General features: G+C 69.4%; 19 protein-coding genes. 10 read left to right on the top strand and 9 right to left on the bottom strand.

Annotation, left to right across the window (positions count from 1 at the left end; genetic code table 11):
* Nucleotides 1–20 precede the first annotated feature (20 nt).
* Both rarD and BLV63_RS05260 read left to right on the top strand, forming a co-directional pair.
* Nucleotides 21–1,016: an EamA family transporter RarD gene (gene rarD / locus BLV63_RS05265; protein WP_074784054.1), complete on the top strand. Its 996-nt coding sequence runs from the start codon at nt 21–23 to the stop codon at nt 1,014–1,016.
* An 85-nt stretch (nt 1,017–1,101) separates the two neighbouring features.
* Nucleotides 1,102–3,540 (top strand): polysaccharide lyase 8 family protein, encoded by a 2,439-nt coding sequence (locus tag BLV63_RS05260; RefSeq protein WP_373277814.1) that lies wholly within the window; start codon nt 1,102–1,104, stop codon nt 3,538–3,540.
* Between the two features lie 133 nt (nt 3,541–3,673).
* Here the strand turns inward: BLV63_RS05260 and gabT are convergent, their stop codons facing one another.
* A complete protein-coding gene (gabT, locus tag BLV63_RS05255; protein WP_066211784.1) occupies nt 3,674–5,026 on the bottom strand; it encodes a 4-aminobutyrate--2-oxoglutarate transaminase in 1,353 nt (450 codons plus the stop codon).
* Nucleotides 5,027–5,168: 142 nt separating this feature from the next.
* On the opposite strand from gabT, the gene BLV63_RS05250 reads away from it, so the two are divergent.
* The 3 genes from BLV63_RS05250 to BLV63_RS05240 all read left to right on the top strand — a co-directional run bounded on the left by BLV63_RS05250 (nt 5,169) and on the right by BLV63_RS05240 (nt 8,743).
* Nucleotides 5,169–6,617 (top strand): PucR family transcriptional regulator, encoded by a 1,449-nt coding sequence (locus BLV63_RS05250; RefSeq protein ID WP_066211788.1) that lies wholly within the window; start codon nt 5,169–5,171, stop codon nt 6,615–6,617.
* An 82-nt stretch (nt 6,618–6,699) separates the two neighbouring features.
* The gene (locus tag BLV63_RS05245; protein ID WP_066211790.1) at nt 6,700–8,019 is read left to right on the top strand and encodes an MFS transporter; all 1,320 of its coding nucleotides are present in this window, start codon (nt 6,700–6,702) and stop codon (nt 8,017–8,019) included.
* 4 nt (nt 8,020–8,023) lie between these two features.
* On the top strand, nt 8,024–8,743 hold the full coding sequence (locus BLV63_RS05240) for a FadR/GntR family transcriptional regulator (protein WP_254780474.1): 720 nt from the start codon (nt 8,024–8,026) through the stop codon (nt 8,741–8,743).
* 114 nt (nt 8,744–8,857) lie between these two features.
* Here BLV63_RS05240 and BLV63_RS05235 read toward each other — a convergent pair whose 3' ends face one another.
* Both BLV63_RS05235 and cobA read right to left on the bottom strand, forming a co-directional pair.
* Nucleotides 8,858–10,384, bottom strand: coding sequence for an FAD-dependent oxidoreductase (locus BLV63_RS05235; RefSeq protein WP_066211792.1), 1,527 nt, complete (start codon nt 10,382–10,384; stop codon nt 8,858–8,860).
* A gap of 46 nt (nt 10,385–10,430) precedes the next feature.
* The gene (gene cobA, locus BLV63_RS05230; RefSeq protein ID WP_066211795.1) at nt 10,431–11,690 is read right to left on the bottom strand and encodes a uroporphyrinogen-III C-methyltransferase; all 1,260 of its coding nucleotides are present in this window, start codon (nt 11,688–11,690) and stop codon (nt 10,431–10,433) included.
* A 106-nt stretch (nt 11,691–11,796) separates the two neighbouring features.
* Between cobA and BLV63_RS05225 the strand changes: the two genes are divergently transcribed.
* Entirely contained in the window at nt 11,797–12,258 is a 462-nt protein-coding gene (locus tag BLV63_RS05225; protein WP_066211796.1) for an SRPBCC family protein, read from the top strand.
* 17 nt (nt 12,259–12,275) lie between these two features.
* Here the strand turns inward: BLV63_RS05225 and ppnP are convergent, their stop codons facing one another.
* Together ppnP and BLV63_RS05215 are read right to left on the bottom strand one after the other, a co-directional pair.
* Entirely contained in the window at nt 12,276–12,560 is a 285-nt protein-coding gene (gene ppnP / locus BLV63_RS05220; protein ID WP_066211798.1) for a pyrimidine/purine nucleoside phosphorylase, read from the bottom strand.
* Nucleotides 12,561–12,613: 53 nt separating this feature from the next.
* Nucleotides 12,614–13,630 (bottom strand): DMT family transporter, encoded by a 1,017-nt coding sequence (locus BLV63_RS05215; RefSeq protein WP_066211800.1) that lies wholly within the window; start codon nt 13,628–13,630, stop codon nt 12,614–12,616.
* Nucleotides 13,631–13,699: 69 nt separating this feature from the next.
* Between BLV63_RS05215 and BLV63_RS05210 the strand changes: the two genes are divergently transcribed.
* Together BLV63_RS05210 and BLV63_RS05205 are read left to right on the top strand one after the other, a co-directional pair.
* Nucleotides 13,700–14,563, top strand: coding sequence for a LysR family transcriptional regulator (locus tag BLV63_RS05210; protein ID WP_066211802.1), 864 nt, complete (start codon nt 13,700–13,702; stop codon nt 14,561–14,563).
* 312 nt (nt 14,564–14,875) lie between these two features.
* Nucleotides 14,876–15,448, top strand: coding sequence for a hypothetical protein (locus tag BLV63_RS05205; RefSeq protein WP_074784051.1), 573 nt, complete (start codon nt 14,876–14,878; stop codon nt 15,446–15,448).
* Between the two features lie 65 nt (nt 15,449–15,513).
* On the opposite strand, the gene BLV63_RS05200 is transcribed toward BLV63_RS05205, so the two are convergent.
* Nucleotides 15,514–16,530, bottom strand: coding sequence for an LLM class flavin-dependent oxidoreductase (locus BLV63_RS05200; RefSeq protein ID WP_254780472.1), 1,017 nt, complete (start codon nt 16,528–16,530; stop codon nt 15,514–15,516).
* Between the two features lie 209 nt (nt 16,531–16,739).
* Here BLV63_RS05200 and BLV63_RS05195 point away from each other — a divergent pair, with 209 nt between their 5' ends.
* A complete protein-coding gene (locus BLV63_RS05195; RefSeq protein WP_254780470.1) occupies nt 16,740–18,923 on the top strand; it encodes an Rv1352/Rv1906c domain-containing protein in 2,184 nt (727 codons plus the stop codon).
* Nucleotides 18,924–19,071: 148 nt separating this feature from the next.
* On the opposite strand, the gene BLV63_RS05190 is transcribed toward BLV63_RS05195, so the two are convergent.
* Nucleotides 19,072–20,334: an alpha-L-fucosidase gene (locus BLV63_RS05190; protein WP_066211810.1), complete on the bottom strand. Its 1,263-nt coding sequence runs from the start codon at nt 20,332–20,334 to the stop codon at nt 19,072–19,074.
* Nucleotides 20,335–20,545: 211 nt separating this feature from the next.
* Between BLV63_RS05190 and BLV63_RS05185 the strand changes: the two genes are divergently transcribed.
* Nucleotides 20,546–24,409, top strand: a complete 3,864-nt coding sequence (locus BLV63_RS05185) for an NPCBM/NEW2 domain-containing protein (RefSeq protein WP_082724041.1) — start codon at nt 20,546–20,548, stop codon at nt 24,407–24,409.
* Nucleotides 24,410–24,506: 97 nt separating this feature from the next.
* Here the strand turns inward: BLV63_RS05185 and BLV63_RS05180 are convergent, their stop codons facing one another.
* Both BLV63_RS05180 and cysD read right to left on the bottom strand, forming a co-directional pair.
* Nucleotides 24,507–25,904, bottom strand: a complete 1,398-nt coding sequence (locus BLV63_RS05180) for a sulfate adenylyltransferase subunit 1 (RefSeq protein ID WP_066211813.1) — start codon at nt 25,902–25,904, stop codon at nt 24,507–24,509.
* Entirely contained in the window at nt 25,904–26,833 is a 930-nt protein-coding gene (gene cysD, locus BLV63_RS05175; protein WP_066211815.1) for a sulfate adenylyltransferase subunit CysD, read from the bottom strand. The genes BLV63_RS05180 and cysD overlap by 1 nt, the downstream gene beginning before the upstream one ends.
* Nucleotides 26,834–26,891: the final 58 nt, after the last annotated feature.

The following is a 26,891-nucleotide window of genomic DNA, read 5'->3' as shown; positions in this document are numbered from 1 at the left end:
GTGCGGCCGGTTGTGCCCACGTGACGGACCCCATCTCGAAAACACTCGCTCCCACCACCCCCGTGAGCGGCGCCCCTGGCGGCAACCCGGCCGGCACCTCGGGCGCCGTGGCCGAGCAGGCGGCGAAGCGGGAGCGCCAGGGCCTCGCCTACGGCGTCGGCGCGTACACCCTCTGGGGCCTGCTGCCGCTCTACTTCATGCTGCTGCTTCCGGCCGGCCCGGTGGAGATCGTGGCGAATCGGGTGCTCTGGTCCCTCCTCTTCTGCGCCATCCTGCTGACGGTCACCCGGTCCTGGAAGACATTCACCCTCGTCCTGAAGCGGCCGAAGACGCCCGGCGTCCTGGCGATCGCCGCCCTGCTCATCGCGGTGAACTGGCTCGCGTACACGTTCGGCGTGATGAGCGGCCAGGCCGTGGAAGCCTCGTTGGGCTACTACATCAATCCACTGGTCTCGGTGCTGCTCGGCGTCCTGGTCCTGAAGGAACGCCTGCGGGCGCTGCAGTGGACCGCCGTGGGCATCGGGTTCCTGGCCGTCGTCGTGCTGACGGTGGCATACGGCAAGCTGCCCTGGATCGCCCTGACGCTCGCCTTCAGCTTCGGCTTCTACGGACTCGTGAAGAAGAAGGTGGGGTCCGGCGTCGACTCCATCACCAGCCTCAGCGTGGAGACGCTGGTCCTGGCCCCGTTCGCCGCCGTCACCATGGTGGCGCTGACGCTGAACCAGGCGGCGACGGTCACCGGCTACGGCTCGGCCCACTTCTGGCTCATGGCCGCGTCCGGCGCGGTGACGGCCGTCCCGCTCGTGTTCTTCGGCGCCTCCGCGGCCCGCCTCCCGCTCACCACCATCGGCATGCTGCAGTACCTGGCGCCGACGCTCCAGCTGATCATCGCCACCCTGGTCCTCCACGAGCACATGTCCCCCGAGCGCTGGATCGGCTTCGGCCTGGTGTGGATCGGGCTCATCATCCTCACCGTGGACGCACTGCGTCACACCATCCGCGTCCGCCGCAGCTGAAAGTAAATGAACACTTTCAACCTATTGTGATCAAGAACACTCACCTTTAGGCTCGGACTACCCACTCCCCGAGCACTGGAGGTCCGTGTTGTCCGCCGAGTTGAATCGCAGAACCCTTTTCGCACTCCTGGGGGCCGGCGCGCTCCTGGGCGCCACGGCCACCTCGGCGAGCGCCGCTCCCGTGGCCTCGCTGGACGAGCTGGTGGCCCGCCGTCGTCTGATGCTGGCCGGGGACGGCAGCGCCGCCACGGTCCCGGAGCTCGCCCCGGCACTCCAAGCCATGAGCGACGCCGCCGCCAAGACCTGGGCGTCCATGATCACCCCGAGCGGGACGTCTGGCCTCTGGGCCGACCTGCCGCTCACGGGCATCGGCAGCGCGGCTGACGCCACCGGCAACATGGGCGTGAGCTTCAACCGACTGTTCGACCTCGCTCTCGCGCATGCCACCGCGGGCTCCGCCCAGCACGGCGACGCGAAACTGGCCTCCGATCTGGTGGCGGCGCTGAACTATCTCAGCACCACCGCCTACAAGAGCGGCATGCGGGCCGCCGGCAACTGGTGGTTCTGGGAGATCGGCGTGCCGCGCAAGGCCGCGGACATCCTGGTCCTGCTGCACGACGTCGTCCCCGCCGCACTGCGCTCCTCCCTCCTGGCCGCGGCACGGTACTTCACCCCCGACCCCAATTGGCGCGGCCGCGGCACCAGCCTCGCGGAGACCGGCGCGAACCGGACGGACAAGGCGCTCTCCTGCGCCCTGCGCGGCATCCTCGACGGCCGGCCGGACGAAGTGGCCCTGGCCCGCGACGCCCTCAGCGACACCGTGCGCAACGGCAAGAACAGCGTGTTCGGCTATGTCACGAGCGGCGATGGCTTCTACGCGGACGGCTCATTCGTCCAGCACAGCTATCTCCCGTATGTGGGGACCTACGGCGTGGTCACGCTCGGCGGAATCGCCGAGATCCTGGGCCTGCTGGGCGGGAGCTCCTGGGACGTCACCGACCCGAAGAAGTCCGTCATCCTCGATGCGGTGGAAGCGAGCTACGCGCCCTTCATTTGGAACGGACGCATGATGGACACGGTCCGCGGCCGGGCGGTGTCCCGCCAGGCCAACCCGGACTACGTGGACGGCGCCGGCGCCATCACGGCCATCCTGCTGCTGGCGCCGGGGGCCGGCGAACCGTACCGCAGCCGGTACCTCTCCCTCGTGAAGGGCTGGCTGGAGCGCTGCACGGACGTCTCCCTGTTCGGCCTGCCCGGGCAGAGCATCGCCAAGTCCCTGCTGGTCACCTCGGCCCTCCAGGACTCCTCCATCGCCCCGGTGGTCACCCCGGTGGTCACCCGCGCGTTCGGGGACCAGGACCGCCTGGTGCATCACCGGCCGGGGTTCAGTTCGGTGGTCAACGTGTCCTCGAAGCGGATCGGCCGCTACGAATGGGGCAACTTCGAGAACAACCTCGGCTGGTACCAGGGCGACGGACTGACCTTCGTCTACACCCCGACGGACCCCTCCCAGTACAGCGCCGATTTCTGGCCCACCGTGGACCCGTATCGCCTGCCCGGGACCACGGTGACCACCGAACCGCGCGAGAGCGGGGCGACCAACGGCACCGGGATCCCCCGCGCGTATCAGGCGTTCGCGGGTGGTCTGGATTTCGAGGGCCACTGGGGTGTCCAGGGCATGGATCACCTGAACTTCAACAAGACCCTCAGCGCGCGCAAGTCGTGGTTCTTCCTGGAGGACAAGGTGGTCTGCCTGGGCGCCGGGATCACCTCCTCCGGCCCGCATGAGGTGATCACCACGCTGGAGAACCGTGCCTTCCCGCCCGGCAAGGCGCCGGAGCTGCGCACCGACAACCGCAAGCGGCCCCTGTCTCCCGGTGCGGCCGGCGTGAAAGTCACCCGCAACGCCCACATCGTGGGTCACGGCGGGTATGTCCTGCTGCCCGCGGAGAACGTGAGCGGGGACGTCACCGTGGCGGTGGTGGCCCGCACGGGAACGTGGAAGGCCGTCAACTCCGGCGCGGACACGGGCGGCACGGACGACGTCAAGGCCCGCGACTACGTCACCATCACCCACAGCCACGGCACGGTCCCTCAGGGCGGTGGTTACGCGTACTTGATGCTGCCGGGGGCGGAGCACTCGGACACCTTCAAGGAGTCCGCGAACCCCTCGGTGCGGGTCCTCGCGAACACGGCGGACGTGCAGATGGTGGCGGACCGGGCCCAGGGCGTGACGCTGGCCAATTTCTTCGCGGCCACCCCGGCGGACACGACCTCCGGGCACGGCGTCACCGTGAGCGGTCCGTGCTCCCTGGCGTTCCGGAAGGCCGACGACGGGACGGTGACGGTCGCGCTCTCCGACCCGAGCCGCACCCAGGCCGTCGCCCGGGTGAGCCTGGCGGGGGTGGCGGTGTCCGGCGTCGTGAGTGGGGATCCCGGCGTGACCGTGGTGAGCACCTCGCCGCTCACGCTGGATGTCGCGCTGGACGGACATGGCCATGCGCGCACGGTGGTGCTGCGCTGATGGTGGTGCTGCGCTGATCCGCTGAGCGGGGCGGGCGGCCTTGGTTAAAACAAGGCCGCCCGCCTCGACCGTTCGCGGGCAGGTGAACGGTCGGGACGGGCGGCCAGGCTCAGAGAGCCGGAGCCGGAAAGGCTCAGGCGTTGGCGCGGATGGCTGCCTCGAGCACGTCGAGCGCGTCGTTGAGGAGGTCCTCACCGATCGTGAGCGGCGGCAGGAGACGGATCACGTTGCCGTAGGTGCCACAGGTCAGGATGATGACACCCTGGGCCAGGCAGTAGTCGGCGATCGCCTTGGTCAGCGCGGCGTTCGGCTCCTTGGAACCGGCCACCACGAGCTCGATGGCCTGCATGGCGCCGCGGCCACGCACGTCACCGATCACGGAGAGCTCGCCGGCCAGGGAGTTCATACGGTCCTGGATGAGCTGACCGATGCGCTCGGCACGGGCGTTCAGATCGAACTGCTCCATGGTCTCGATCGCGGCGAGAGCGGCGGCACAGGCCACCGGGTTGCCGCCGTAGGTGCCGCCCAGACCGCCGCCGTGGACGGCGTTGAGCAGCTCGGCGCGGCCGGTCACGGCAGACAGCGGCATGCCGCCGGCGATGCCCTTGGCCATGGTGATCAGGTCCGGGACGACACCCTCGTGATCGACGGCGAACCACTTGCCGGTGCGGCAGAAGCCGGCCTGGACCTCATCGGCGATGAAGACGACGCCGTTCTCCTTGGCCCACGCGGCCAGGGTCGGGAGGAAGCCCTCGGCGGGGACGATGAAGCCGCCCTCACCCTGGATGGGCTCGATGATGATCGCGGCGACCTCGCTGCCGCCGATCTGCTTCTCGATGGCGAGGATGGCGCGCTTGGCGGCCTCGGTGCCCGTGATCTCCGGGTTCTCCTCGCGGTACGGGTAGCTCATCGGCAGACGATAGATGTCCGAGGCGAACGGACCGAAGCCGCTCTTGTACGGCATGGCCTTGGCGGTCAGCGCCATGGTCAGGTTGGTGCGGCCGTGGTAGGCGTGGTCGAACGCGACGACGGCGTTGCGGCCGGTGGCCTTACGGGCGATCTTGATGGCGTTCTCAACGGCTTCGGCGCCGGAGTTGAACAGCACGGAGCGCTTCTCGTGGTCGCCCGGGGTGAGCTCGTTGAGCTTCTCGGCGACGGCGACGTAGCCCTCGTACGGGGTGACCATGAAGCAGGTGTGCGTGAAGTGCTGCACGGCTTCCTGGACCGCGGCGACGACGGCCGGGGCGGAGGCGCCCACGCTGGTCACGGCGATGCCGGAGCCGAGGTCGATGAAGGAGTTGCCGTCCACGTCCTTGATGATGCCGCCATCGCCATCGGCGATGTAGACGGGGACGGAGGAGGCGACGCCGCCGGCGACGACGGCGTCACGGCGGGCGGCCAGCTCGCGGGACTTGGGGCCGGGGAACTCGCCGATGCTGCGCTTCTGCTCGAGGCGGTAGCTGAGTTCGGTGGTGGTTGCAGTCATGGGGGACTCTTTCCTTCTTAGTCGCCTGCGACGGGTGTGACTTCGAGCATAGGGTGACGAAAGCTCGCCGATGTATAGGCAGGTGCACAGCCAAACCCCGGGCGTGCTGTGCGGGAGTCCAAAGGACTTCTATGATGGGTTCATGTCCATCACGCTGGCGGCACTTCTGTCCGTTCCGTCTCTCAAGCTTAAGAAGGTGGGGGCCGCCGAGTCGACCCTTTCCACCCCCATTCAATGGGTGGCGGTCACGGAGCAGGAGAACCCGCAGCGGTTCCTGAGCGGCGGCGAGCTGGTGCTGACCACGGGCCTGCGTCAGAAGACGGCCGCGGCGCAGCGTCACTTCGTCCGCATGGTGCAGCGCTCCGGCGCGGTCGGGATCGGCTTCGGCACGGGCCTGTCCTCCGAGGTGGTGCCCCCGGCTCTCGTGGCGGAGGCGAACCGCTGGGACATCCCCGTGGTGGAGGTCCCGTACGAGACCCCGTTCATCGCGCTCGGGAAGCTCGTGGCGGAGGCGCAGCACGCAGACCACCTGGCCAAGCTGGAACGCATGCTCTCCGGGCACCAGGTCCTGGCCCGCTCGCTCCTCTCGGGTGGCGGGCTCCCCGCCCTGCTGCGGCAGCTGGCGGGACTGCTCCGCACGGATCTGCGGCTGCGGCGCTACGGGCGCGAGATCTTCAGCACCACGGCGGGATCCGTGGGCGAACCCGACTCGGGGCACTGGCTGGATGTCGCGATCTCCACAGGCCAGCGCGACGCCACCACCCTCCAGGTCCGCGAGCCGTTCCGGGACGCCGGCATCCTCGACTACGCGAAGAGCCTCATCAGCCTCGAACTGAACAACCAGAAGCACCAGCGCGACGCCTCCCGCAAGCTGGCCGGGCAGGTCATGCAGGACGTCATCCGCGGCGTGCTGGACCCGAAGGACGCCGGGACGAGGCTCTCGACGATCGGCGTCGCAGCGGCGAAGCGTCAGGTCGTGATCCTCGTGCGGCCGGCGCCGGGCAACACCCCGGCCCAGAACAAAGCCATCATGTCCACCCCACTGCCGCCCGAGCTCGAAGGCGTCCCCACCGCCGTCGTCGACTCGGAGCTGCTCATCATCACGCCGGAGGACAAGACAGCCGTCGACGCCGCGAAGGCCGTGCACGCGCTGCTGGCCGAGGCGGGGCTGAAGGCGACGATCGGCATCGGCGGGCACTACGCCAAGGCGAACGGCCTGCGCTGGAGCTACTTCGAGGCGCGCGACGCCGTCGCCCGTGGACTGCCCGTGAACGAACCCGAACGGCTCAGCCTGACGTCGCTGCTCTTGGCGAGCGAGGACGTCCCGCTGTCCGACATGGCGATGGAGACCCTCAAACCCCTCTACGATTTCGACGCCGCACACGGGGCCGGGCTGCTCAGCACCCTGGAGAGCTACCTCGAGCACGACGGCTCCGTGGCGGCCGTGGCGCAGGCGCTCACCCTGCACCGCAACACCGTCCGCTACCGCCTGGCCCAGATCACCGAGCTCAGCGGCTACGACCCCTCCACCACGGCGGACCGCGTCCAGCTCTGGCTGGCCCTCGCGATCTCGCGGCTCGGGACGCGCTGAGCCGCTCTTTCCACCGGCCACTTCCTGTGGCGTCCATCACTGAATGGCATACCAGAACGACTAAAGGTCTAACCTTTAGAACATGCCAGCCACACCCACCTCGGAGTCCACCGCGCCCATCCTCAGTCCCGCCGCTCTCGCCGACGCCTCGGCCCTCGCCACGGGAACGGGTGGCTCGGGGCGCCGCAAGGTGCTCCTCGCCCTGGTGGGCGTCATCCTGGTGGGGCTCAACCTCCGGGTGGGCATCACGAGTGCCGCCGCTCTCTTCCACGAACTGCAGCAGGCCCTGGGCTACGGCGCCTTCATCGCCTCGCTCCTGCCGAGCATCCCGACGCTGTGCTTCGCGTTCGCCGGTCTGGCCACCAATCCCCTGAGCCGCCGCCTGGGAGTGGAGAACACCGTGGTGTTCGCGCTCTTCCTGCTGACCTGCGGCCTCGCGATCCGCGGCATCCCCAGCACCGTGGCGCTGCTGGTGGGCTCCGTGGTGGCGATGAGCGGCCTGGCCATCTGCAACGTCTCCATGCCGGTGCTGATCCGCCAGGACCACGCGGACCGGACCTCGCTGGTCACCGGCCTGTACACGTTCACCATGACCATCGGCGCGACGACGGCGGCCACCGTCAGCGTCCCCCTGGCCCACGCGCTGGGCTCACCGTCCGCCGGGCTGGCCTCGTGGTCCGTGATCGCCGCGCTCGGCCTCCTCGGTTTCATCCCGCTCGCCCTCGGCCGCCGCCGGAGCCGGAACCTGGCCCCCGACGTCGCACCCGAGCAGCGCCACGGCATCTGGGCCGCGCTCCGGGGCCGCAAGGCCGTGCTGATCGCGATCGTCTTCTCGACGCAGGGTTTCCTCGCCTACGCCGTCATGAGCTGGTACGCCTACATCCTGAGCGACAACGGCATGGACGCCACGCAGAGCGGTCTGATGTTCGGTGTCATGCAGTTCGTGTCGATGTTCGCGGGCATGCTGTTCCTCGCCTTCGGTTCGCGGAACAGCACCCGCCCCTGGGCCCTCGCCATCCCCGCCGCGTGCACGGTGGCCGGCATCATCCTCCTCATGGTGGCGCCGATCCAGACGGCCCTGCTGTCCGCGTGCCTCACGGGCCTGGGCCTCGGCATCTTCCCGCTCGTCCTGGCGATCATCAGCCAGAGCGGCCGCACCCCCGCCGAGACCACGGCGCTCTCCACCGCCGCGCAGTCGCTGGGGTACTTCTTCTCGGCACTCGGCCCGCTCGGCATCGGCCTCCTGCACGGTCTGACCGGGCAGTGGATCCTGCCGCTGGGCGTGGCGGTCGGCGTCGCGGTCGTCCTGACCGTGGCCGCCTTCGTGCTGGGACGGCTGCACAGCGGGCACGGACCCCGCGTGGTCGTCGCATCGCAGCAGGCCTCCCGGAGCGGTGAGTGATCCTGTGAGCACCGCACGGAACACGTCGAAGTCCGCCACCCCCACGGGCGGCCTGCATCACCCGGAGGGACGGCAGCCCCTGGCGGCCGCCGTCGCGCGCCAGCTCCGCGAGGCGATCGCGTCCGGCGCCTGGGAGATCGGGCAGCGCATCCCCACCGAATCGGAGCTCATGGAGCGGTTCCAGGTCTCCCGGGGCACCCTGCGGGAGGGCATCAAGGCCCTGGCCCACGCCGGCGTCCTGGAGGTCCGGCAGGGCGACGGCACGTACGTCCGCGCCCGCAGCGAGCTGGAGGGCACGGCCAGCCGGAGCGTCGGCGAGCACACCGCCGCCCATGTGTTCGAGGTCCGTCAGGTCCTGGACACCCAGGCCGCGCGGCTCGCGGCCCAGCGCGCGGAGGCCCCGGGCATCGAGGAATTGCAGCGCATCCTGGACGCCTCACTCGAGGCCTGGCACGCCGGCCGGGTGTCGGAGTGGGCGGACCTGGACTGGGAATTCCACCGCGGCGTGGCCCGGCTCAGCGGCAATCCGCTGCTGGAACAGCTCTACTCGGGCTTCGCGGGGGCGTTCAAGCGCGATCTGCTCAACCAGTCCGAGCACCGGGACTTCGACCCCAGCCTCCAGCCGGGACATCAGGACCTCATCACGGCCCTCTCCTCCGGTGACCCGGAGACCGCGGAACGGAGCGTCCGCTGTGGCCTGGAGATCGCCGAATCCCGGAGCTGAGCGCCCCTTAACGGCGTTGAGTGCTCAGTTGTTGCGGGTGTTCAGCGGAAACACCCGCAACAACTGAGCACTCAAGGCGCCAAACGCACGGCGCCGTGCGGAGCCGTGCGGAGGTCAGGAGCCGACGACGGCGCCCGCCCCGTCACGCGAGATGCTCACCATCTCCTCGCGGGACACGACCTTGATGCGCTCGCGCTCCACGCTCACCCCGTGCGAACCGCCGTTGGCCGTGGCCTCGGCGCCGAGTGCGCGCTCGTGAGCGTCCAGACGGTTCCAGCCATCCCAGCTCGTGTACTGCACGCCGCGGCTTTCGAGGAGCGCGACCACGGCGTTCTCCGCAGCGTCGTCCGCCACGGGGAGGGCCGTGCGGTCCTCCAGCAGGTGGGTGATGGTTTCGAGGGCGTCGCCCTTGGTGTGGCCGATGAGACCGACCGGTCCGCGCTTGATCCAGCCCGTGGCGTAGACGCCCGGCACCGGGGCGCCCGAGGCGTCCAGGACGCGGCCGCCGTCGTTGGTCACGATGCCCTTGCGGTGGTCGAACTCGACGCCCGGCAGGGGCGAACCGAAGTAGCCGATGGTCCGGTAGACCGCCTGGACCGGGTAGTCCACGTACTCGCCGGTGCCGCGGGCGTTGCCCGTGCCGTCCAGCTCGGTACGCTCGAAGCGGATGCCGGCCACCTTGCCCGGGGTCTCGGGCGAATCGGTGATCTCCACCGGGGAGTGCAGGAAGTGCAGGTGCAGGCGGCGGGACGCGGTCAGCTCGGAGAGGTCCTCGGGCTGCTCGGCGAACCAGTTGGTCAGCGTCCCGACCATGTTCTTGATCTGGTTGTTGCTCTGGATCGCCTCATCGGAGGCCTCATCGAACTCGAAGTCCTCGGCGTAGAGGATGATGTCCACGTCCTGGGAGTGGGACAGCTCGCGCAGCTCCAACGGGGTGAACTTGATCTGCGCGGGGCCGCGGCGTCCGAAGACGTGAACGTCCGTGACGGGGCTGGCCTTCAGGCCGGCGTAGACGTTGTCCGGGATCTCGGTGACCAGCAGGTCGTCCGCATGCTTCGACAGGACACGGGCCACGTCCAAGGCGACGTTGCCGTTGCCGATGACCGCGACCTCCTTGGCCTCCAGGGGCCACTCGCGGGAGACGTCCGGGTGGCCGTCGTACCAGGAGACGAAGTCCGCGCCGCCGAAGGAACCCTCCAGCTCGACGCCGGGGATGTTGAGGTCCGCGTCCTTGATGGCGCCCGTGGCGAAGATGACCGCGTCGTAGTGCTTCCGCAGGTCATCAAGGGAAAGGTCCGTGCCGTAGTCGACGTTGCCGAAGAAGCGGATGTCGCCGCGGTCCAGCACCTTGTGCAGCGCGTTCACGATGCCCTTGATCCGGGGGTGGTCCGGGGCGACGCCGTAGCGGATCAGGCCGTACGGCGCCGGGTAGCGGTCGAACAGGTCGATGCTGACGGTGAGCTCCCCGCTCTTGACCTCATCGCTCTTGGTGAGGATGTCCGCGGCGTAGACGCCGGCCGGACCGGAGCCGATGACGGCGACGCGCAGCGGGCGCTCCGCGGAGCCGACGGCTGCGTTCGAGGGGGTGGGGAGTTCTGACACGGCTGTGTTCCTTTCGTCGACTGCTCCATAGGATGTCATTCCAGCCTGGGATTCCGGCGAGAACGACGTCCTGTGGAGCACTCGATCAGAGTGCATGAGTGTGGGTGAGGCGAAGATGCTCGGGGGCGTAGGGGCTGAGCCGGACGACGTCCCCCACCACGATGACGGCAGGATTCTCGACCCCGACGTCGGCGGCGCGGTCCGCGATGTCCGCGACGGTCGCCACGGTGACCCGCTGATCCGGCGCGTAGCCGCGCTCCACGATCGCCACGGGGGTGTCCCGCGGGAGCCCTGAGGCGGCGAGCGTGTCCATCGACCGGGACAGGGCCTTGACGCCCATGAGGAGGACCACGGTGTGGTCCGGCCGGGCGGGCAGGCTGCCCAGTTCATCGTGGCCGGTGACGACGGAGAAGCCCGTGGCCAGCCCGCGGTGCGTCACCGGGATGCCGGCCGCGGCGGGCACGGAGATCGCGGAGGTGACGCCCGGGACCACCTGGACGTCGACGTCGTGCTCACGGCAGAAGGCGAGCTCCTCGCCGCCGCGGCCGAGGACGTACGGGTCGCCGCCCTTGAGCCGGACCACGTGGTTTCCCGCGAGCGCCTCGCGGACAAGGATGCGGTTGATCTCGTCCTGCGGGACAGGATGGTGGCCGGGGGTCTTGCCCACTTCGATCACGCGGACGTCTTCCGGCAGACCGTCCAGGACGGAGCGCGGGCCGAGGCGGTCGGCCACGACGACGTCGGCCTCCGCCAGGAGCTGCCGGGCGCGGACGGTCATGAGGCCGGGATCGCCCGGGCCGCCGCCGACGAGGGCGACGCTTCCCTTGGCCCGGCTCGTGACCTGACCGGCGCGCGGTGTGCCCCGGCGATGGTGGCGGAGCGGCAGGGAGCCTTCGTCGAGAGCCGCGGCGACGGCGTCGCGGACGGCCATGGCACGGCGGGGATCCGCTCCGGCGTTGACCGCGATCTTCACGTCGTCCACGCTGGCGACGGCGGGCGTCCAGGCGGCGGAGCTCTCGTGGTCACCGGCATTGACGCACCAGATCCGGCGGGCCTCGGAGTCGGCCGCGACCTGGGCGTCCACCGTGGGGTCACCGGTGGCGGTCTGGACGAACCAGGGGGTGTCGAGGTCTTCGGTGCGGTAGCCGCGGGCCTCCCAGTGGAGGAGTCCGGCGTCGGCGAGGTCGCGGATCATCTCCACCGCTTCGGGGGCGACCACCGTGACCCGGGCTCCGGCGTCGAGCAGGCCCTTGGCGCGCCGCGCGGCGACCTTGCCGCCGCCGACCACCAGCACGGGGCGGCCGAGCAGGCGCAGTGCCGTGGGGTAGATGTCCATCAGAGCCATGCGAAAACCATAGGGGTGACGCGTAACACTCATCAAAGCTGCCGAAACGACGGTTCACGCAAGGTCACGGAAGGTCACATAGCGCCTCGGAACTAGGCTGAGTACCGTGATCAGCTTCAGCGAGGAGATCCGCATCGCCGCGCGGCCGGAGGAGGTCTTCGGCCTGTCCCTCGACGTCGACGCGCACACCCGTTCCATGGCCGATTCGGGTGAGCGCGCCGTGGCCGGCGTGATGACGGGCCGCATGGGGCCGGGCGACACCGTGACCTGGCAGGCCCGGCATTTCGGGGTCCCGATCCGTATGACGTCCCGGATCACGGCGTACCGCGAACCGTCGCACTTCGTGGACGAACAGCTCCGCGGACCGTTCAGGCTCTGGCGCCACGAGCACCGCTTCACCGCCGACGACGGCGGCACCCTCCTGCGCGACGACATCACCTTCGCCGCCCCGCTGGGTCCGCTCGGCCGCCTCGCCGAGCTGCTGGTCCTCCGCTGGTACATGCCGCAGCTGATCCGGCAGCGGAACGAGTTCCTCAAAGCGGCGGCCGAGGCCGGACCGTCGATCTGACGAAGCACCCGTACGCGTCACTCGTACGAGCAGATGTAAGCCACGGGGTCGCTGGTCATGACGGTGAAGGACACCCCGGCCTCGACTTCGAACGCCGAGCCGGCCTCATAGCGGACCCACTCGCCGCTCTCCGCCGGGAGCTTCACGTCCCAGCTGCCGCGCACCAGCTGCATGCGTTCCGGGGAGGACGTGCCGAAGGTCCACTCGCCCGGGGCGATGACGCCGACCGTGAACTTCCCGTCATCGTCCCCGGAGCCCAGGCTGCGGACGTTGCCGTCGAAGTATTCGTGCTGGCTGATCATGGGGGCTCCTTCAGTGCGGGCCCGGCGGTCCGGCCGGGCGACTGTCCCCCACGTTAGGACGGACGGCCCTCCGCTCCAATCGCCGCCCGGATTGTTGCGTGGCCGTCCGCGACGGGGGCGGCCGCCGTCGGGGGCTCAGCCGACGTGGCGGCCGACCGGGTCGCCGAAGAGCGGTGCGCCGTGACGATCCCGGCGATGACCACCAGACATCCGACCGGCTGGTTCCAGCTGAGCCGTTCGTCGAGGAGCACGATGCCGAGCAGCACCGCGACCAGCGGACTCACATAGGTGACGGTCGACGCCCGGATGGCGCCCCATTGCGACACGATGGCGGTGTTCAGGATGTACGCCACACCCGTCCCGAGCGATCCGAGAAGGACCAGGCAGATCACCGCCACGGGGTTGAGCTCGAGATGGGCTGCGGCGGGCGACGCCCACACGACGAACGGGAAGGTGAGGAGCGCGACGCCGGCCGCGAGCGTCAGCTGGACCGTCGCCACGGTGATGGAGTCGTAGTGCTGCTTCCCGATCACGAACCGGCGCATGTAGGCGAAGCCGAGTCCGTAGCATCCGGCGGCGCCCAGGCACGCGAGCTGAGCGGGCAGCGAAGCGAGGAGGGCGGGGTCGCCCGCCATGGTCCACGGGGCGATCACGAGCACCACGCCCGCCCCTCCGACGGCGACACCCAGAGCCTGGCCTTTCGTGAGGTGTTCGGCGGGCAGGACGGCGGCGATGGCGAGCGCGGTCATGAGGGGTGTGGCGGCGTTCAGGATCGCGGAGAGGCCGGACGGGAGGGATTCCCCGGCCCAGGCGAACAGGCTGAACGGCAGCACACAGAGGAGGAGGCCCACCATGATCATGTGGCCCCAGAAGCGCCGTTCACGGGGCCAGGCGCGGCCGCTGAGCACCATCACGAGGCACAGCGTCACGGCTCCGAGGACGACCCGCCCCAGTACGACCTGCGCCGGGGTGAAGGCGGTCAGGGATTCCTTGATGAAGAGAAAACTGGAGCCCCAGACGAGCGCCAGGATGACGAAGGCGGCGACGGTGCCGAACCGGCGAGTGTTCATGACTCCACCATCGAACCGGACGGGTCATGAAGCAAATACATCGAACTCATTTGGGCATACCATGAATGCATGGCACCCACGGTTCCCCAATTGCGGACTCTGCTGGCGGTGGTGGACACGGGATCGTTCACCTCGGCGGCCCAAACTCTCAGCGTCAGCCAGTCCGCCGTGTCGCGGACGCTCCGTGCCCTCGAAGACGACATCGGGGGCCTCCTCCTCGACCGGGACCGCGCCAATGCCCCCACGGCACTCGCCGCCGACGTGCTCCCCCACGCCCGTGCCGCCGTCGCCGCTCTGGACGCGCTGTCCGCGCGGGTCCGGGCCCGTTCCGGCGTCCCCGTGGGCCGGATCCGCCTCGGCACCGTCCCCACCGTGATGCAGGGACTTCTCCCGGAACTGCTCAGCGCCTGGCAGGCCCGCCTGCCCAAGGTGGAGGTCAGCCTGTTCGAGGGCGACGACGAGGAGATCCCGGAGTGGCTCGAGACCGGCATCGTGGACGCCGGCATCCTCGTGGACCCGCCGGCCGACCCTCCGGGGTCGCTCCTGGTGGGTGAGGACGAGTACCGCGCCATCGTGCGCCGCGACCACCCCTACGCCGACGAGTCCTCCATCCCCCTGGAGGAACTGCTGGAGGACGGTCTCATCACCAGCATGGGCGGTTGCGAGACGCAGGTGCGCCGGATCCACCGGATCGCGGGGGTGCCTTTCACCTCGCGGCAGCAGGTGCGGGAGCTCGCCACCCTCATCACCATGGTCCACGAGGGAATGGGCGTGGCGATCATGCCAGGACTCGGAGAGGGCCTGCTGCCTCCGGCCCTCCGCATGGTGCGCCTCGAACCGACTGTGAGCCGGCGGCTGGTCCTGACGGGCCCCAGCACCCGGGCCTGGAGCCCGATCGCCGAGGCTCTGGTCAGCGCGCTGCGGGCGGAGTGACGAGCGACGGCGACGACCCTCACCGAGGACGACGACGGTGGCGGCCCCGCGCCGTCGTCGCACCGCTCCTGGATCGACTGCTCCGTAGGACGCCGTTTTCTCCGAGAAATCGCCCGGAACGGCATCCTCTGGAGCAGTCGATGGGGGTCTATCGAGGAGGGGTGGGCCCGAACGCTCGACGCCCGTGGGGACCTCTGCCCATTGCCCCTGGTCCGGACGAGGCCGCAAGCTGGAACGAGTGGGCGTGACCCGATCCAGCATGGTGGACGGAGCGAGTGAGCGCCCTCGATCCGCGTGGGTGAGGAGAACAGCATGAGCGATCAGGAACCTGGAACCCGGCGGGCCGCGGCGGACCCTGACCTCGCCCGGCGCGTCGTCCGGCTCGAGCGGATCCTGGTCGGCGCGTACGCCCTGGTCACCGCAGCGCTGCTCCTCGGTGGGCTGACCGTGCCGTTCTTCACGAGCCGCGATACCCGGGGCGACTCCCACGTGGACACGCCCGTGTCGGTGGCCGTCGTCCTGTTCAAGCCCGGCATGGCCCCCGCCGCTTCGGGCGAGGACGCCACCCTGTCCGCCCTGTTCATGACCGGGTTCGCGGGACTGTTCGGGGTCGTCGTGCTGCTGCTCATCCTCGTGGCTCTCGCCGCGTTCCGGGTTCTCCGCACCCCGCTCCGGAGAACCGGCTGGGCCTTGGTGGCGCTCGGGATCATCGGAGCGTTCGTCCTGCTGAGTTTCACCCTGAAAGCTGCGAGCAACCACGTCCCGGACACCCCTGGGTGGGGCGCCGTCGTGCTCCTGCTCGGCCTGCTCGCCGTCGTGCCGTTGCTGACACGGAAGGCGGCCCCGTTGGTCTCCCCGCACTCCCCCGGATCGACTGCTCCCTAGGATGCCGATTCACGCCTGATAGTACGCAGAACGACATCCTGTGGAGCAGTCGATGGGGATATCGATCAGTCCTGTCCGAAGACGTGCTTGACGATGTTGCCCAGCAGCGCCGCGTTGTAGTCGACGCCGAGCTGGTTCGGGATGGTCACCAGGACGGTGTCCGCCTCCTGGACGGCCTCGTCGCGGGCCAGCTCCTCGGCCAGCTGGTCGGGCTCCCCGATGTAGGAGCGGCCGAAGCGGGACACGGCCCCGTCCAGCCACCCGACCTGGTCACGGCCTTCGACCTGACCGCGCAGACCGAAGTAGTGGTGATCCTCCTCCGACACGAGCGGGATGATGCTGCGGCTCACCGAGACGCGCGGCGTCCAGCCGTGTCCGGCCTCCTTCCAGGCGTCACGGAACACCCGGATCTGCTCGGCCTGCAGCTGGTCGAACGGCACTCCGGTGTCCTCGGTGAGGAGGGTCGAGCTCATGAGGTTCATGCCCTGCTCGGCGGCCCAGACCGCCGTCGCGCGGGTGCCTGCGCCCCACCAGATGCGGCGGTCGAGGCCCGGCGACTGCGGTTCGACCGGCAGCAGCAGACCCGGACGGCCGTTGCCGGCGTCCGCCGGAGCGATCCCGGTGCCTGTGATCGCGCGGCGGAACAGATCCGTGTGGCGACGGGCCATGTCGGCGGGGGTCTCGCCGTCGCGCGGGATGTAGCCGAAGTTCTCGGCCCCGTTGAGCGCCGGTTCGGGTGAACCACGGCTCACGCCGAGCTGGAGCCTGCCCTGGCTGATGAGGTCCGTCGCGGCGGCCTCCTCAGCCATGTAGAGGGGATTCTCGTACCGCATGTCGATGACACCCGTGCCCATTTCGAGGGTCGTGGTGCGGGCCGCGATGGCGGAGAGCAGGGGGAAGGGAGCCGCGCCCTGGCGGGCGAAGTGATGGACCCGGAAGAAGGCCCCGGCCACGCCCTGCTCCTCTGCGGCGACGGAGAGCTCGATGGCCTGCCGCAGCGACTCACCGGCGTCCTGGGTGTGCGATCCTGCGGATCGACCGTAGTGGCCGAAGGACAGGAATCCGATTTTTTTGCTGTTCACGACCACGAAAACCATGCGTTTGCATGGAAAATTCCCGGGCGGCCGGGCGTCTTTCCCACTGACGGACGACGACGGCGGCGCGCCACTTCCACATTCCGCCCGGCCCGTCTTATCCCCATAAATCCGGGAAACCATTGTGGGATCGTGACGGATGTCCCTACGATCGTGCTGATCAGATCACTGATCACATCACTCGGGGGAGCATCTCTTTGTCATTCTTCAGGAACACCCATGCCCGGCCGCGTTCCGGCCGCGCCGCCGGATTCGTGGCGGCCACAGGCGCCATCACCTTGTTCGCAGGACTTCTGATGGCGCCGGCGGCACAAGCCGTTCCCGCCACCGTCACCGCGCCGTCGGTCATCGCGGAAACGCCGTCGGACGGACCCACCGGGGAGCCGACCGTCGGCCCCACGGAGACCCCGGCGCCGACGGACACCCCGTCACCGGAACCGACCGAAACCACCACACCCACCCAGGAGCCCACGGAAACGACGGCGCCGACTCCGGACCCGACCGCGACCACTGAACCCACCGAGGTTCCAGCGCCGAGCAACACCGCGGTTCCGGTCGTCCACGGCGAACCGGTGGTCGGCCAGACCCTCACCTCCAAGGGAGGACTGTGGGAGGGCGCGACGAAGTTCCGCTTCGTCTGGACCCTCGACGGCATGGCGGTTCAGACGACCGACCACTCCGCCGGAGAGATCGACTCCTTGGTGCTGCTGCCCTCCATGGCCGGGAAGACCGTCCAGCTCACGGTGACGGCGTCCCGGGAGGATCAGCCGTCCGGGACCGATGCCGCGTCAACGCCCCTCGTCGTGCGGAACGCCGAGTTCACGGGCCTCACCTGGAGCAACGCCGTCGCCGGACGAGCCGTCGTCGGCGAAACCCTGACGCTCGCCACGCCGGCCTGGGATGACTCCGCCTTCCGCGGCGCCCTCCGCTACCAGTGGTACCGGGGCGGCGCTCCGATCACCGGCGCCACGGCGGAGCGGTATGTGGTCGGTCCGGCGGATGTCGGCAGGCCTCTCCAAGCGATCATCACCCTCTCGGCGGAGGGGTTCACGGACCACGAGTTCCAGTCGGCACAGGTCACCGCCACCAGTGCCGCTTTCACCTCGGTCGCCGTGCCGACCATCAGCGGAACGGCTCGGGTCGGCCAGGTTCAGACAGCGAACCCCGGCGTGTCCGCACCGGCCGCGGCCACCGTCACGTACCAGTGGTACCGCGGGACGACGGCGATTGCCGGGGCGGTCGCCCGCACGTACACCACCACCGCGGCGGACAACGGGAAGGCACTGAAGGTCCGTGTGCGCGCGGCCAAGCCCGGCTACACCTCGGTGGACCGCTTCTCCGCCGCGCGGCCCATCGCCGTCGGGCTCCTCGTGGCCACGAAGTCACCGGTGGTGACCGGGACACATCGTTACGGCAACACCGTCAAGGTGACCCAGTCGTGGCCCGCCGGCACCACTCTCCGGTATCAGTGGTACCGGAACGGCGCCGCCATCCGGGGAGCCACGGGATACGCGCTCTACCTGAACACGGGATACATCGGCACCCGCGTGAATGTGAAGGTCACGGCTTCCAAACCGGGCTATGTCACGCGCTCAGTGACCACGTCAGCGACCGGGGTGGGCAAAGCGCTGTTCGCCCTGAAAGCCGCGCCCACGGTGACGGGACGCCTCGCCCTGGGTTCCGTCCTCACGGCCAATGCCGGAAGCTACAACCCGGCGCCGAGCAGCCTCTCCTACCAGTGGTACCGGAACGGCTCGGCGATCGCCGGAGCCCGGGGCCGGACGTACAAGGTCGGAGCGGCCGACAACGGCCGGTCCCTGTCCGTCCGCGTGATGGCGAGCCGCGCGTACTACGACGCCAAGGCCACCACGAGCGCCGCCGTGAAGCTCCCACTCTGGCCCGTGACCGTGCTCCGTGGTGACGGAACGTACCGTGTCGGAGCCCAGATCAAACCGGGCCTTTACCGAGCGACAGGCGGGGGTCCGGATTGCTACTGGGAACGTCTCAGTGGCTTCGGAGGTCGTTTGGACGACATCAACGCAAACTACTTCGGCTCCGCCCGGACCTACGTCCAGATCAACGCAGGCGACGTAGGATTCACATCACGACGCTGCGGTTCCTGGACGACCGTGAGCCCCAGCGGCCCCCGCGCCACGCGGATTACAGCAGATGGGACCTACCGCGTGGGAATCGACATCTTGCCTGGAACGTACTACGGCTACGCCGGGCAATACTGCGGCTGGCGGACACTGAGCGGGTTTGGCGGTACGTTCGAGGAGATCATGGACATCGACCTTCCAGAAGGTCCGATGATCGTGACCATCCCCTCCAATGCGCGGGGCTTCGAAGTCCATGGATGCGGCACGCTGACGCGGTATTGACAAACCTCTGAAGGCCCGGTGGCACTCGTGCCGCCGGGCCTTCGCGTTCCCGGGCCCTCTCCTCCTCAGGCATTGTGTGCTCAGTTGTTGCGGGTGTTGAGCGGAAAAACCCGCAACAACTGAGCACACAACGCAGGGACGGGCAGCGTCAGTCCTCCGGCCGGTGCGTCGGGGCCGCGTACTCGATCACCGGGACCGGTGCGCCCCCGGTGTCGTAGGCCCGCGCGAACGCCGGCCGCGCGCCGTCGCCGTCCACGTCCACCCGCAGCCGCCGCGCGGTGACGGGCACGACGGCGTGCAGGCGCTGGGCGCCGATCGTCAGACCGGAGGCGAGGACGTCGCCGTCGTCGGTCAGGAGCCGATGCCGCACCACCCGCTGGCCCTCCGACAGATCCTCCCCGAGCTCCACGTGGTCCAGGGGGACGTCCCGGCCGAAATCCAGCACCCACTCCCCCGGTCCGCTCCGGCTCACCTCCGCCTCGACCGGCCTGCCGAAGCGCCGGTCCAGCTCAGCCCGGAACTCCACCAGTCGCTGGACGTCTCCCTCAGGGATCAGGCCGCGGCGATCCGGCGGAAGGTTGAGCAGGAGATTCGCCCCCATGCCGATCGACCGGTAGTGGATGGCCAGGAGATGGTCCACGGACTTCGGCTCCTCGGCCGGCTGCCAGAACCAGCCCGGCCGGAGCGAGACGTCGCACTCGGGAGGCAGATACGCCTCCTGGCCCAGCGCGGCGGAGTCACTCACATAGTTCGAGACGGCCGTGGAGGAGACGACGTACTCCACCGGATCCTCGGCGAGCCCGTCCTCGTTGCCCACCCAGCGGATCGTGGCGGGGCCCATGTTGAACACCATCGCGCCGGGTTGGTGCTCGGCGATGACGGCGCCGATCCGCTCCCAGTCGTAGACCCGGCCTTCCGATCCGGCGCCGTCGAACCACAACTCGTGCAGCGGCCCGTACCGCGTGCACAGCTCCCGCAGCTGGGCCAGGTAGAACTCGTCGTACGCCTCCGGATCCTCGTAGCAGGGGGCGTTCCGGTCCCACGGCGAAAGGTACAGTCCGAACTTCAGCCCCGCTTCCTGACACGCCTGCGCTACTTCCGCGACCACGTCCCCCGCGCCGCCCCTCCACGGCGAGGAGGCCACCGAATACGCGGTCGTCGCCGTGGGCCAGAGGCAGAAGCCGTCGTGATGCTTCGCGGTCAGGACCACGTACTTCGCCCCGGCGAGCCGTGCCGCACGGATCCACTGCCCCGCGTCCAGCTCGGCGGGGTCGAAACTCGACGCCGGCAGCGTCCCGTCACTCCATTCCTTGCCGTGGAAGGTGTTGACGCCGAAGTGGAAGAACACGCCCATCCGGTCGTGCTGCCAGGCCAGTTGCCCGGGCGTGGGGCGCAAGGGTGCCGAAGTCATGCGTCCAGCCTAGAAACCGACCCCGACACCCCGGAAGCACCCGAACACACCCGCGCAGCACGCCCCGCCCGGCGCACCGGCCGGCACCCCGCGCCGGCGCAATCTGTGAATCGTTTCACACCAACCATTGACTCCCCCGTCCCGGCAACTGATTATTAGTGCACGGTTAACCGATTTTTTCATCACCTCAATGCATGAAGAAAGGCTGCCCATGAGACCGCACCCCGCCCGTTCCGGGGTGCACACACGGCAACGACGCCGCCACACCAGGAACCTCCTGGCCCTGGCCGCCGCCGTCACGCTCAGCTGTGCACCGCTCTCCCCGTTGTCCGCGGCCGTCGCCGCACCCGAACCCACCACCACCACTCCCTCCACCACTGCGTCCGATGCCGGCACCCCCGTCAAGGTCAAGCCCGTGACCCCCGAGGTCCCGGTCGACCAGAGCGGCAGCACCCTCGGCGCCGTCACCGGCGTCGCACGCGACGGCGGCACCGTGAACCTGACCGCCGAGAAGGGCGCTTTCCGGATCACCTTCCTCGACTCCAAGACCTTCCGCATCGAGGCGGCCCCCGGCGGGGCCTTCACCGATCCCGCGAACACGGACCAGGGGGACCCGGCTCAGAGTGCCGACATCGTCGTCGGCGCCAAGAGCTTCCCCGGCACCGGGCTCACGCTCAGCGAGGGTGACTGGATCACCGCCTCCACCGACGCCGTCCGCGTCGCCGTGGAGAAGTCCACCGGCCGCATCAAGGTCACCCGCCCGGACGGCAGCACGGTTTTCGAGGAGTCCGCGCCCCTGAGCTTCGGCGCCAAGAGCACCACCGAACACCTGACACCTCAGGCCGGTGAGCAGTTCATCGGCGGCGGCATGCAGAACGGCCGAGCGATCCACACCGGCGCGGTCATCAACATCGCCAAGAACTTCAACTGGACCGACGACGGCTACCCCAACGCCGTCCCGTACTACATGTCCAGCAAGGGCTATGGCGTCCTCCGGGACACCTTCGCCCGCGGCAGCTACGACTTCGGCGCGTCGCCGAGCACCACGCACGAGGAGAAGCGCTTCGACGCCTATTACTTCGTGGGCGACTACAAGTCGGCGCTGGACGGCTACACGCAGCTGACCGGCCGACCGATGATGCCACCGGTCTACGCCCTCGAATACGGCGACGCCGACTGCTACAACCGCTCCAACCCGGGCTACTCCTCCTCGGGTTACGGCGACCCCGACGGCGCCAAACAGCGCACGCCGGACGCCATCAAGACGGCACGGCAGTTCGTCGCCCACGACATGCCCGCCGGCTGGATGCTCGTCAACGACGGCTACGGCTGCGAGTACCAGCAACTGCCGGAGACGGTGAAGAGCATCCAGGACGAGACCCAGCTCAAGGTGGGCCTCTGGACGCAGCGCTCCCTGACCAACCAGGCCTACGAGGTGGGTCAGGCCGGCGTGCGGCTCCGGAAGCTCGACGTCGCGTGGGTCGGCTCCGGCTACCGCCAGGCGCTCACGGGCTGCGAGTCAGCCCACCAGGGCATCGAGGACAACTCCTCCGCCCGCGGCACCGCGCTCATGGTCGAAGGCTGGGCCGGTTCCCAGCGCTGCGGCATGCAGTGGACCGGCGACCACAGCGGCAACCTCGACGCGATCCGCTGGCAGGTCCCGGCCCTCACGGGCGCGGGCAACTCGGGCCTGGCGTTCACCACCGGTGACGTCGACGGGATCTTCGGCGGCTCCAAGGAGTCCTACGTCCGAGATCTGCAGTGGAAGGCCTTCGCACCGGCCCTCTACTCGATGTCCGGCTGGGCCCCGACGGACAAGCGCCCCTGGCTCTACGGCGACGACGCCACCGCGATCAACCGCAAGTACCTCCAGCTGCGCCAGCAGCTCATGCCGTTCCTCTACACCCTGGCCCAGGACTCGCACTCCACGGGCGTTCCGATGATGCGCTCCATGGCGCTCGAGTTCCCGGACCAGGCCGCGTCCTACTCCGCCGAGGCGAACCAGCAGTTCATGCTCGGTTCGGACTTCCTCGTGGCCCCGGTCTACACCCAGAGCACCGTGCGGAACGGCATCCAGCTGCCCGCCGGTCAGCAGTGGGCGGACTACTGGACCGGTAAGGTCTACGACGGCGGCCAGATCCTCAACGGCTACGACGCACCGCTCGACCGGCTGCCGCTCTTCGTCCGTGTCGGGGCCGTGATCCCGCAGGGCAAGGTGGCGCGCAACGCCTCGCTCGTCCCCGAGGACTCGGCGGTCACGGTGGAGGCCTTCGCCAAGGGCAAGTCCTCCTTCACCCTGTACGAGGACGACAAGGTCACGCGCGACTACAAGAACGGCAAGTCGGCACGGCAGACCTTCACCGTGGACGCCCCGGACTTCGGCACGGGCACCGTCAACGTCACCGTCGGCGCACGCCAGGGCTCCTACACCGGGATGGCCGCCGCCCGACCGTACCTGATCAACGCCCACGTGGGCACGGCGCCGCAGCAGGTGAAGACCGGTTCCACGGTCCTCCCCCGGGTCTCCGGACAGGCCGCGCTGGACGCCGCCGCCCAGGGCTGGTTCTACGACGCCGCCACCTCGGTGGTGCGGGTCAAGACCGCTCCCCTGGCGTCGTCGGCGAGCGCCACGGTCCAGCTGAAGAACGCCGGGCCGATGGCCGGGAAGACCCAGGAGGCACAGGCCGCGGAACTGCGGGTCGGCGTCGAGAAGGAGGTCTTCCAGGGCAAGCAGACGACCTTCACCGCGCAGTTCGTGAACACCGGGACCTGGAGCAAGACGGGCGTGAAGATCGCGCCCGCACTCCCGGCCGGGTGGACCCTCGTCTCCTCTTCCGGCGCGACCGCGTCCGAGGTCAAGGCGGGGCAGTCCGTGACCGCGAGCTTCACGGTGAGCCCCGGCCCGAGCGCGGCCGCCGGGTCGCAGCAGCTGGCGGCGACGGCGTCGTACACGGCGCGTGACGGCAGCGCGCAGACTGTGCGCGGCGGCAACTCGATCTACGTCGCCTACGGATCCCTGCAGGCCGCGTTCAACAACGTCGCGGTCACCACGGTGGCGAACAAGAGCGCCGGGAACTTCGACGGCGGCGGGGCGAGTTTCTCCGCGGAGCAGCTCGCCCAGGCGACGGTCCCGGCCGGAGGGGTGAAGCCCGGCGGGAAGGTCCCGGTCTACGCCGGGACGCCCCGCGAGGTGGACTTCACCTGGCCGAGCGTCGGGCCCGACGTCCCCAACGCCACAGCACTCGACGGCCAGACCATCGCGGTCAGCGGCGAGGGCACGCACCTGGCGGTGCTCGGTTCCGCGGCGGTCGGCGGCGGGACCACCCCGGTCCTGACCCTGCGGTACACGGACGGCAGCACCGAACAGCAGGGGATCTTCTTCCCCAACTGGCTGCAGCCCAAGGAACTGGGCGGCGGCGTGGTGGCGGTGTCCGAACAGGGCCGCAACAACGCCAACGGCGCGTCCCCGGAGTACACGCAGTACAAGTACCAGGCCTTCGCCAACATGGTCCGGCTGAACCCGGCCAAGGAGCTGGCCGCCGTCGTGCTTCCGACCGACACGCGGGTGAAGTTCTTCGACTGGCAGGTGACCACCCAGCCGCTGCCCGCCGTGCCGCACGGCACCGTGTATGCGTCCGACGTCGAGTGGGTCCAGGCCGTCAACGGCTATGGCGTGATCGGCAAGGATGTGGCGAACAAGGACACGGCGACCTCGCCGGACCTGCCGCTCGCGCTGAACTACACGGATCCCGCCACGGGCACGAGCCCCAGCTACACCAAGGGTCTCGGGGTCCATGCGGAATCCCGGATCACCTACTACCTGGGCGGGAAGTGCACGCGGTTCACCTCCCAGGTCGGCCTGGAGAAGGGGTTCGCGGGGAACATCATCTTCTCCGTCAACGCCGATGGCGCCACCGCCTACACCTCGCGGACCTACGTGCCCGGCTTCGCACCGGAGAGCGTGGACGTGGACCTGCGGGGTGTGAACTACCTCGACCTGGTGGTGAAGCCCTCCGGCTCCATCAACGGCGCCCACGGGGTGTGGGGCGACGCGAAGTTCCAGTGCGCCCCCTAGCGCTGGAACCCGGCTCCGCGAAGTGACAGCTGAGGCCCCTTCCCACACCGGGAAGGGGCCTCAGCTGTTCCCTCGCGAGCCGGGAAAAGGAGCGGGGCTAGATCCAGTACCGCTCGTCCTCGGAGTCGCCCGGGTGCTCCTTGACCATGCCCGCGGCGAGGGTGTTGCCATCGGCGGGATCGATCACCAGGAACGCGCCCGTGCGGCGGTGCTTGGCGTACGGCTCCAGCGGCAGGGGCGCGGCCAGACGGATCTGGACCTCGCCGATGTCGTTGAGCTCCAGGTCGGAGGCGGGCTGCACCTCAAACGTGTCCAGGTCCAGCTTGCCGGAGACCGAGCGGACGATCGCCTTCACGGTCTGCGTGCCGTGCTTGACGAACACCCGGGCGCCTTCGCGCAGCGGCTTGGAGGACAGCCATGCCACGGAACCGTACAGATCTGCGGAACTCTCCCCCATGGTGCCCGCTGCGGCGATCGTGTCACCTCGGGCGATGTCGATCTCGTCGGCGAGGCGCAGCGCCACCGATTGCGGGGCGAAGGCCGTGTCCAGGGAGGTGCCGGCGAAGTCGATGCCGGTGACCGTCGTCGTGCGCGGCTCATGGCCAGGCGACAGGACGACCACCGGGTCGCCGACCATTACCGTGCCCTCGGCCACCTGGCCCGCGTAGGCGCGGTAGTCGCGGTACTCCTCGACGTCCAGGCCACGCGCGACGGCGTCCGGCGCCAGGGCGCCCTGCGGACGGATCGCGAGCTGCACGGGGAAGCGGAACGCCTCGTGCTCGTCCTCCAGCTCATCCGCGGCGGGCAGGGTCTCGAGGACCTCCAGCAGCGACGGGCCGTCGTACCAGGGCATGCGCGGGGAACGGTCCACGACGTTGTCACCGTCGAGGGCGGACACCGGGATGACCCGGACGTCGGCGTGATCCGCCGTTCCACCGGCCTGGGCGGCGCCGATCCCCAGCTCCTGCGAGACCCTGCGGATGTCCGCCTCGATCTCCCGGAACACGGGCTCGGAGAAGTCGACCAGGTCCACCTTGTTCACGGCGACGATCACGTGCGGGACGCGCAGCAGGTGGAGGACGGACAGATGCCGGCGGGTCTGTTCGAGGACACCCTTGCGGGCGTCGATCAGCACGACCACCGCGTCCGCCGTGGACGCGCCCGTCACCGTGTTCTTGGTGTACTGCACGTGCCCGGGGCAGTCGGCCAGGATGAAGCTGCGGCGGTCCGTGGCGAAGTAGCGGTAGGCGACATCGATCGTGATGCCCTGCTCCCGCTCGGCCCGCAGGCCGTCGGTCAGCAGCGCCAGGTCCAGGCCGCCCTTCTCCCCGCCGAAGCCGCGGTCCGCGCTCGTGCGGGCGACGGCGTCAAGCGTGTCGGCCAGAATCGCCTTGGAGTCGTGCAGGAGCCGGCCCACCAGGGTGGACTTGCCGTCGTCGACGCTGCCGGCCGTCGCGAAACGGAACAGCGTGCTGGACGCGAGTGCGGTGCTCATCAGAAATACCCGTCCTTCTTACGGTCTTCCATGGCCGCCTCGGAGATGCGGTCATCGGCGCGGGTCGCGCCACGCTCGGTCAGGGTCGACGCAGCCACCTCGACGACGACGGCGGCCACGTCCGCGGCGTCGCTCTCCACGGCGCCGGTGCAGGACATGTCACCCACCGTGCGGTAGCGCACGAGCTTGGTGATGACCTCCTCATGCGGCGCCGGCTGGGACACCTCGCCCACGGCACGCCACATCCCATCCCGGGCGAAGACCTCCCGCTCGTGGGCGTAGTAGAGGCCCGGCAGCTCGATGTTCTCGCGCTCGATGTAGCGCCAGATGTCGAGCTCGGTCCAGTTGCTGATCGGGAAAGCCCGCACGTGCTGGCCCACCGTGTAGCGGCCGTTGTAGAGGTTCCACAGCTCGGGCCGCTGATTGCGCGGATCCCACTGCCCGAACTCGTCCCGCAGGGACAGGATGCGCTCCTTGGCGCGGGCCTTGTCCTCATCGCGACGGCCGCCGCCGAAGACGGCGTCGAATTTGTTCCGCTGGATGGCGTCCAGCAGCGGCACGGTCTGCAGCGGGTTCCGGGTGCCGTCCGCGCGCTCCTGGAGCTCGCCGCGGTCGATGAACTCCTGCACGGAGCCGACCACGAGCTTCAGGCCCAGGCGCTCCACGGTGCGGTCGCGGAACTCGATCACCTCGGGGAAGTTGTGCCCGGTGTCCACGTGCAGCACCGGGAACGGCACCTTGCCCGGCCAAAACGCCTTGGTGGCCAGGTGCAGCATGACCACGGAGTCCTTGCCGCCGGAGAACAGCAGCGCGGGCCGCTCGAACTCGGCGACGACCTCACGGATGATGTGAATGGCCTCGGCCTCGAGGGCGTCAAGCGTGCCGAGCCGGTTGTCAGCCACAGCAGCCTCTTCCAGTAGTTCGGTCATCAGGAGCTCATTTCGGTCAGGAAGTTGGTGGGGATCCTTCGCAAAGATCCGTACAGGG

Source organism: Arthrobacter woluwensis, assembly GCF_900105345.1.
Taxonomy (GTDB): Bacteria; Actinomycetota; Actinomycetes; order Actinomycetales; family Micrococcaceae; genus Arthrobacter_E; species Arthrobacter_E woluwensis.
This window is presented reverse-complemented; position numbering and strand designations above follow the sequence as displayed.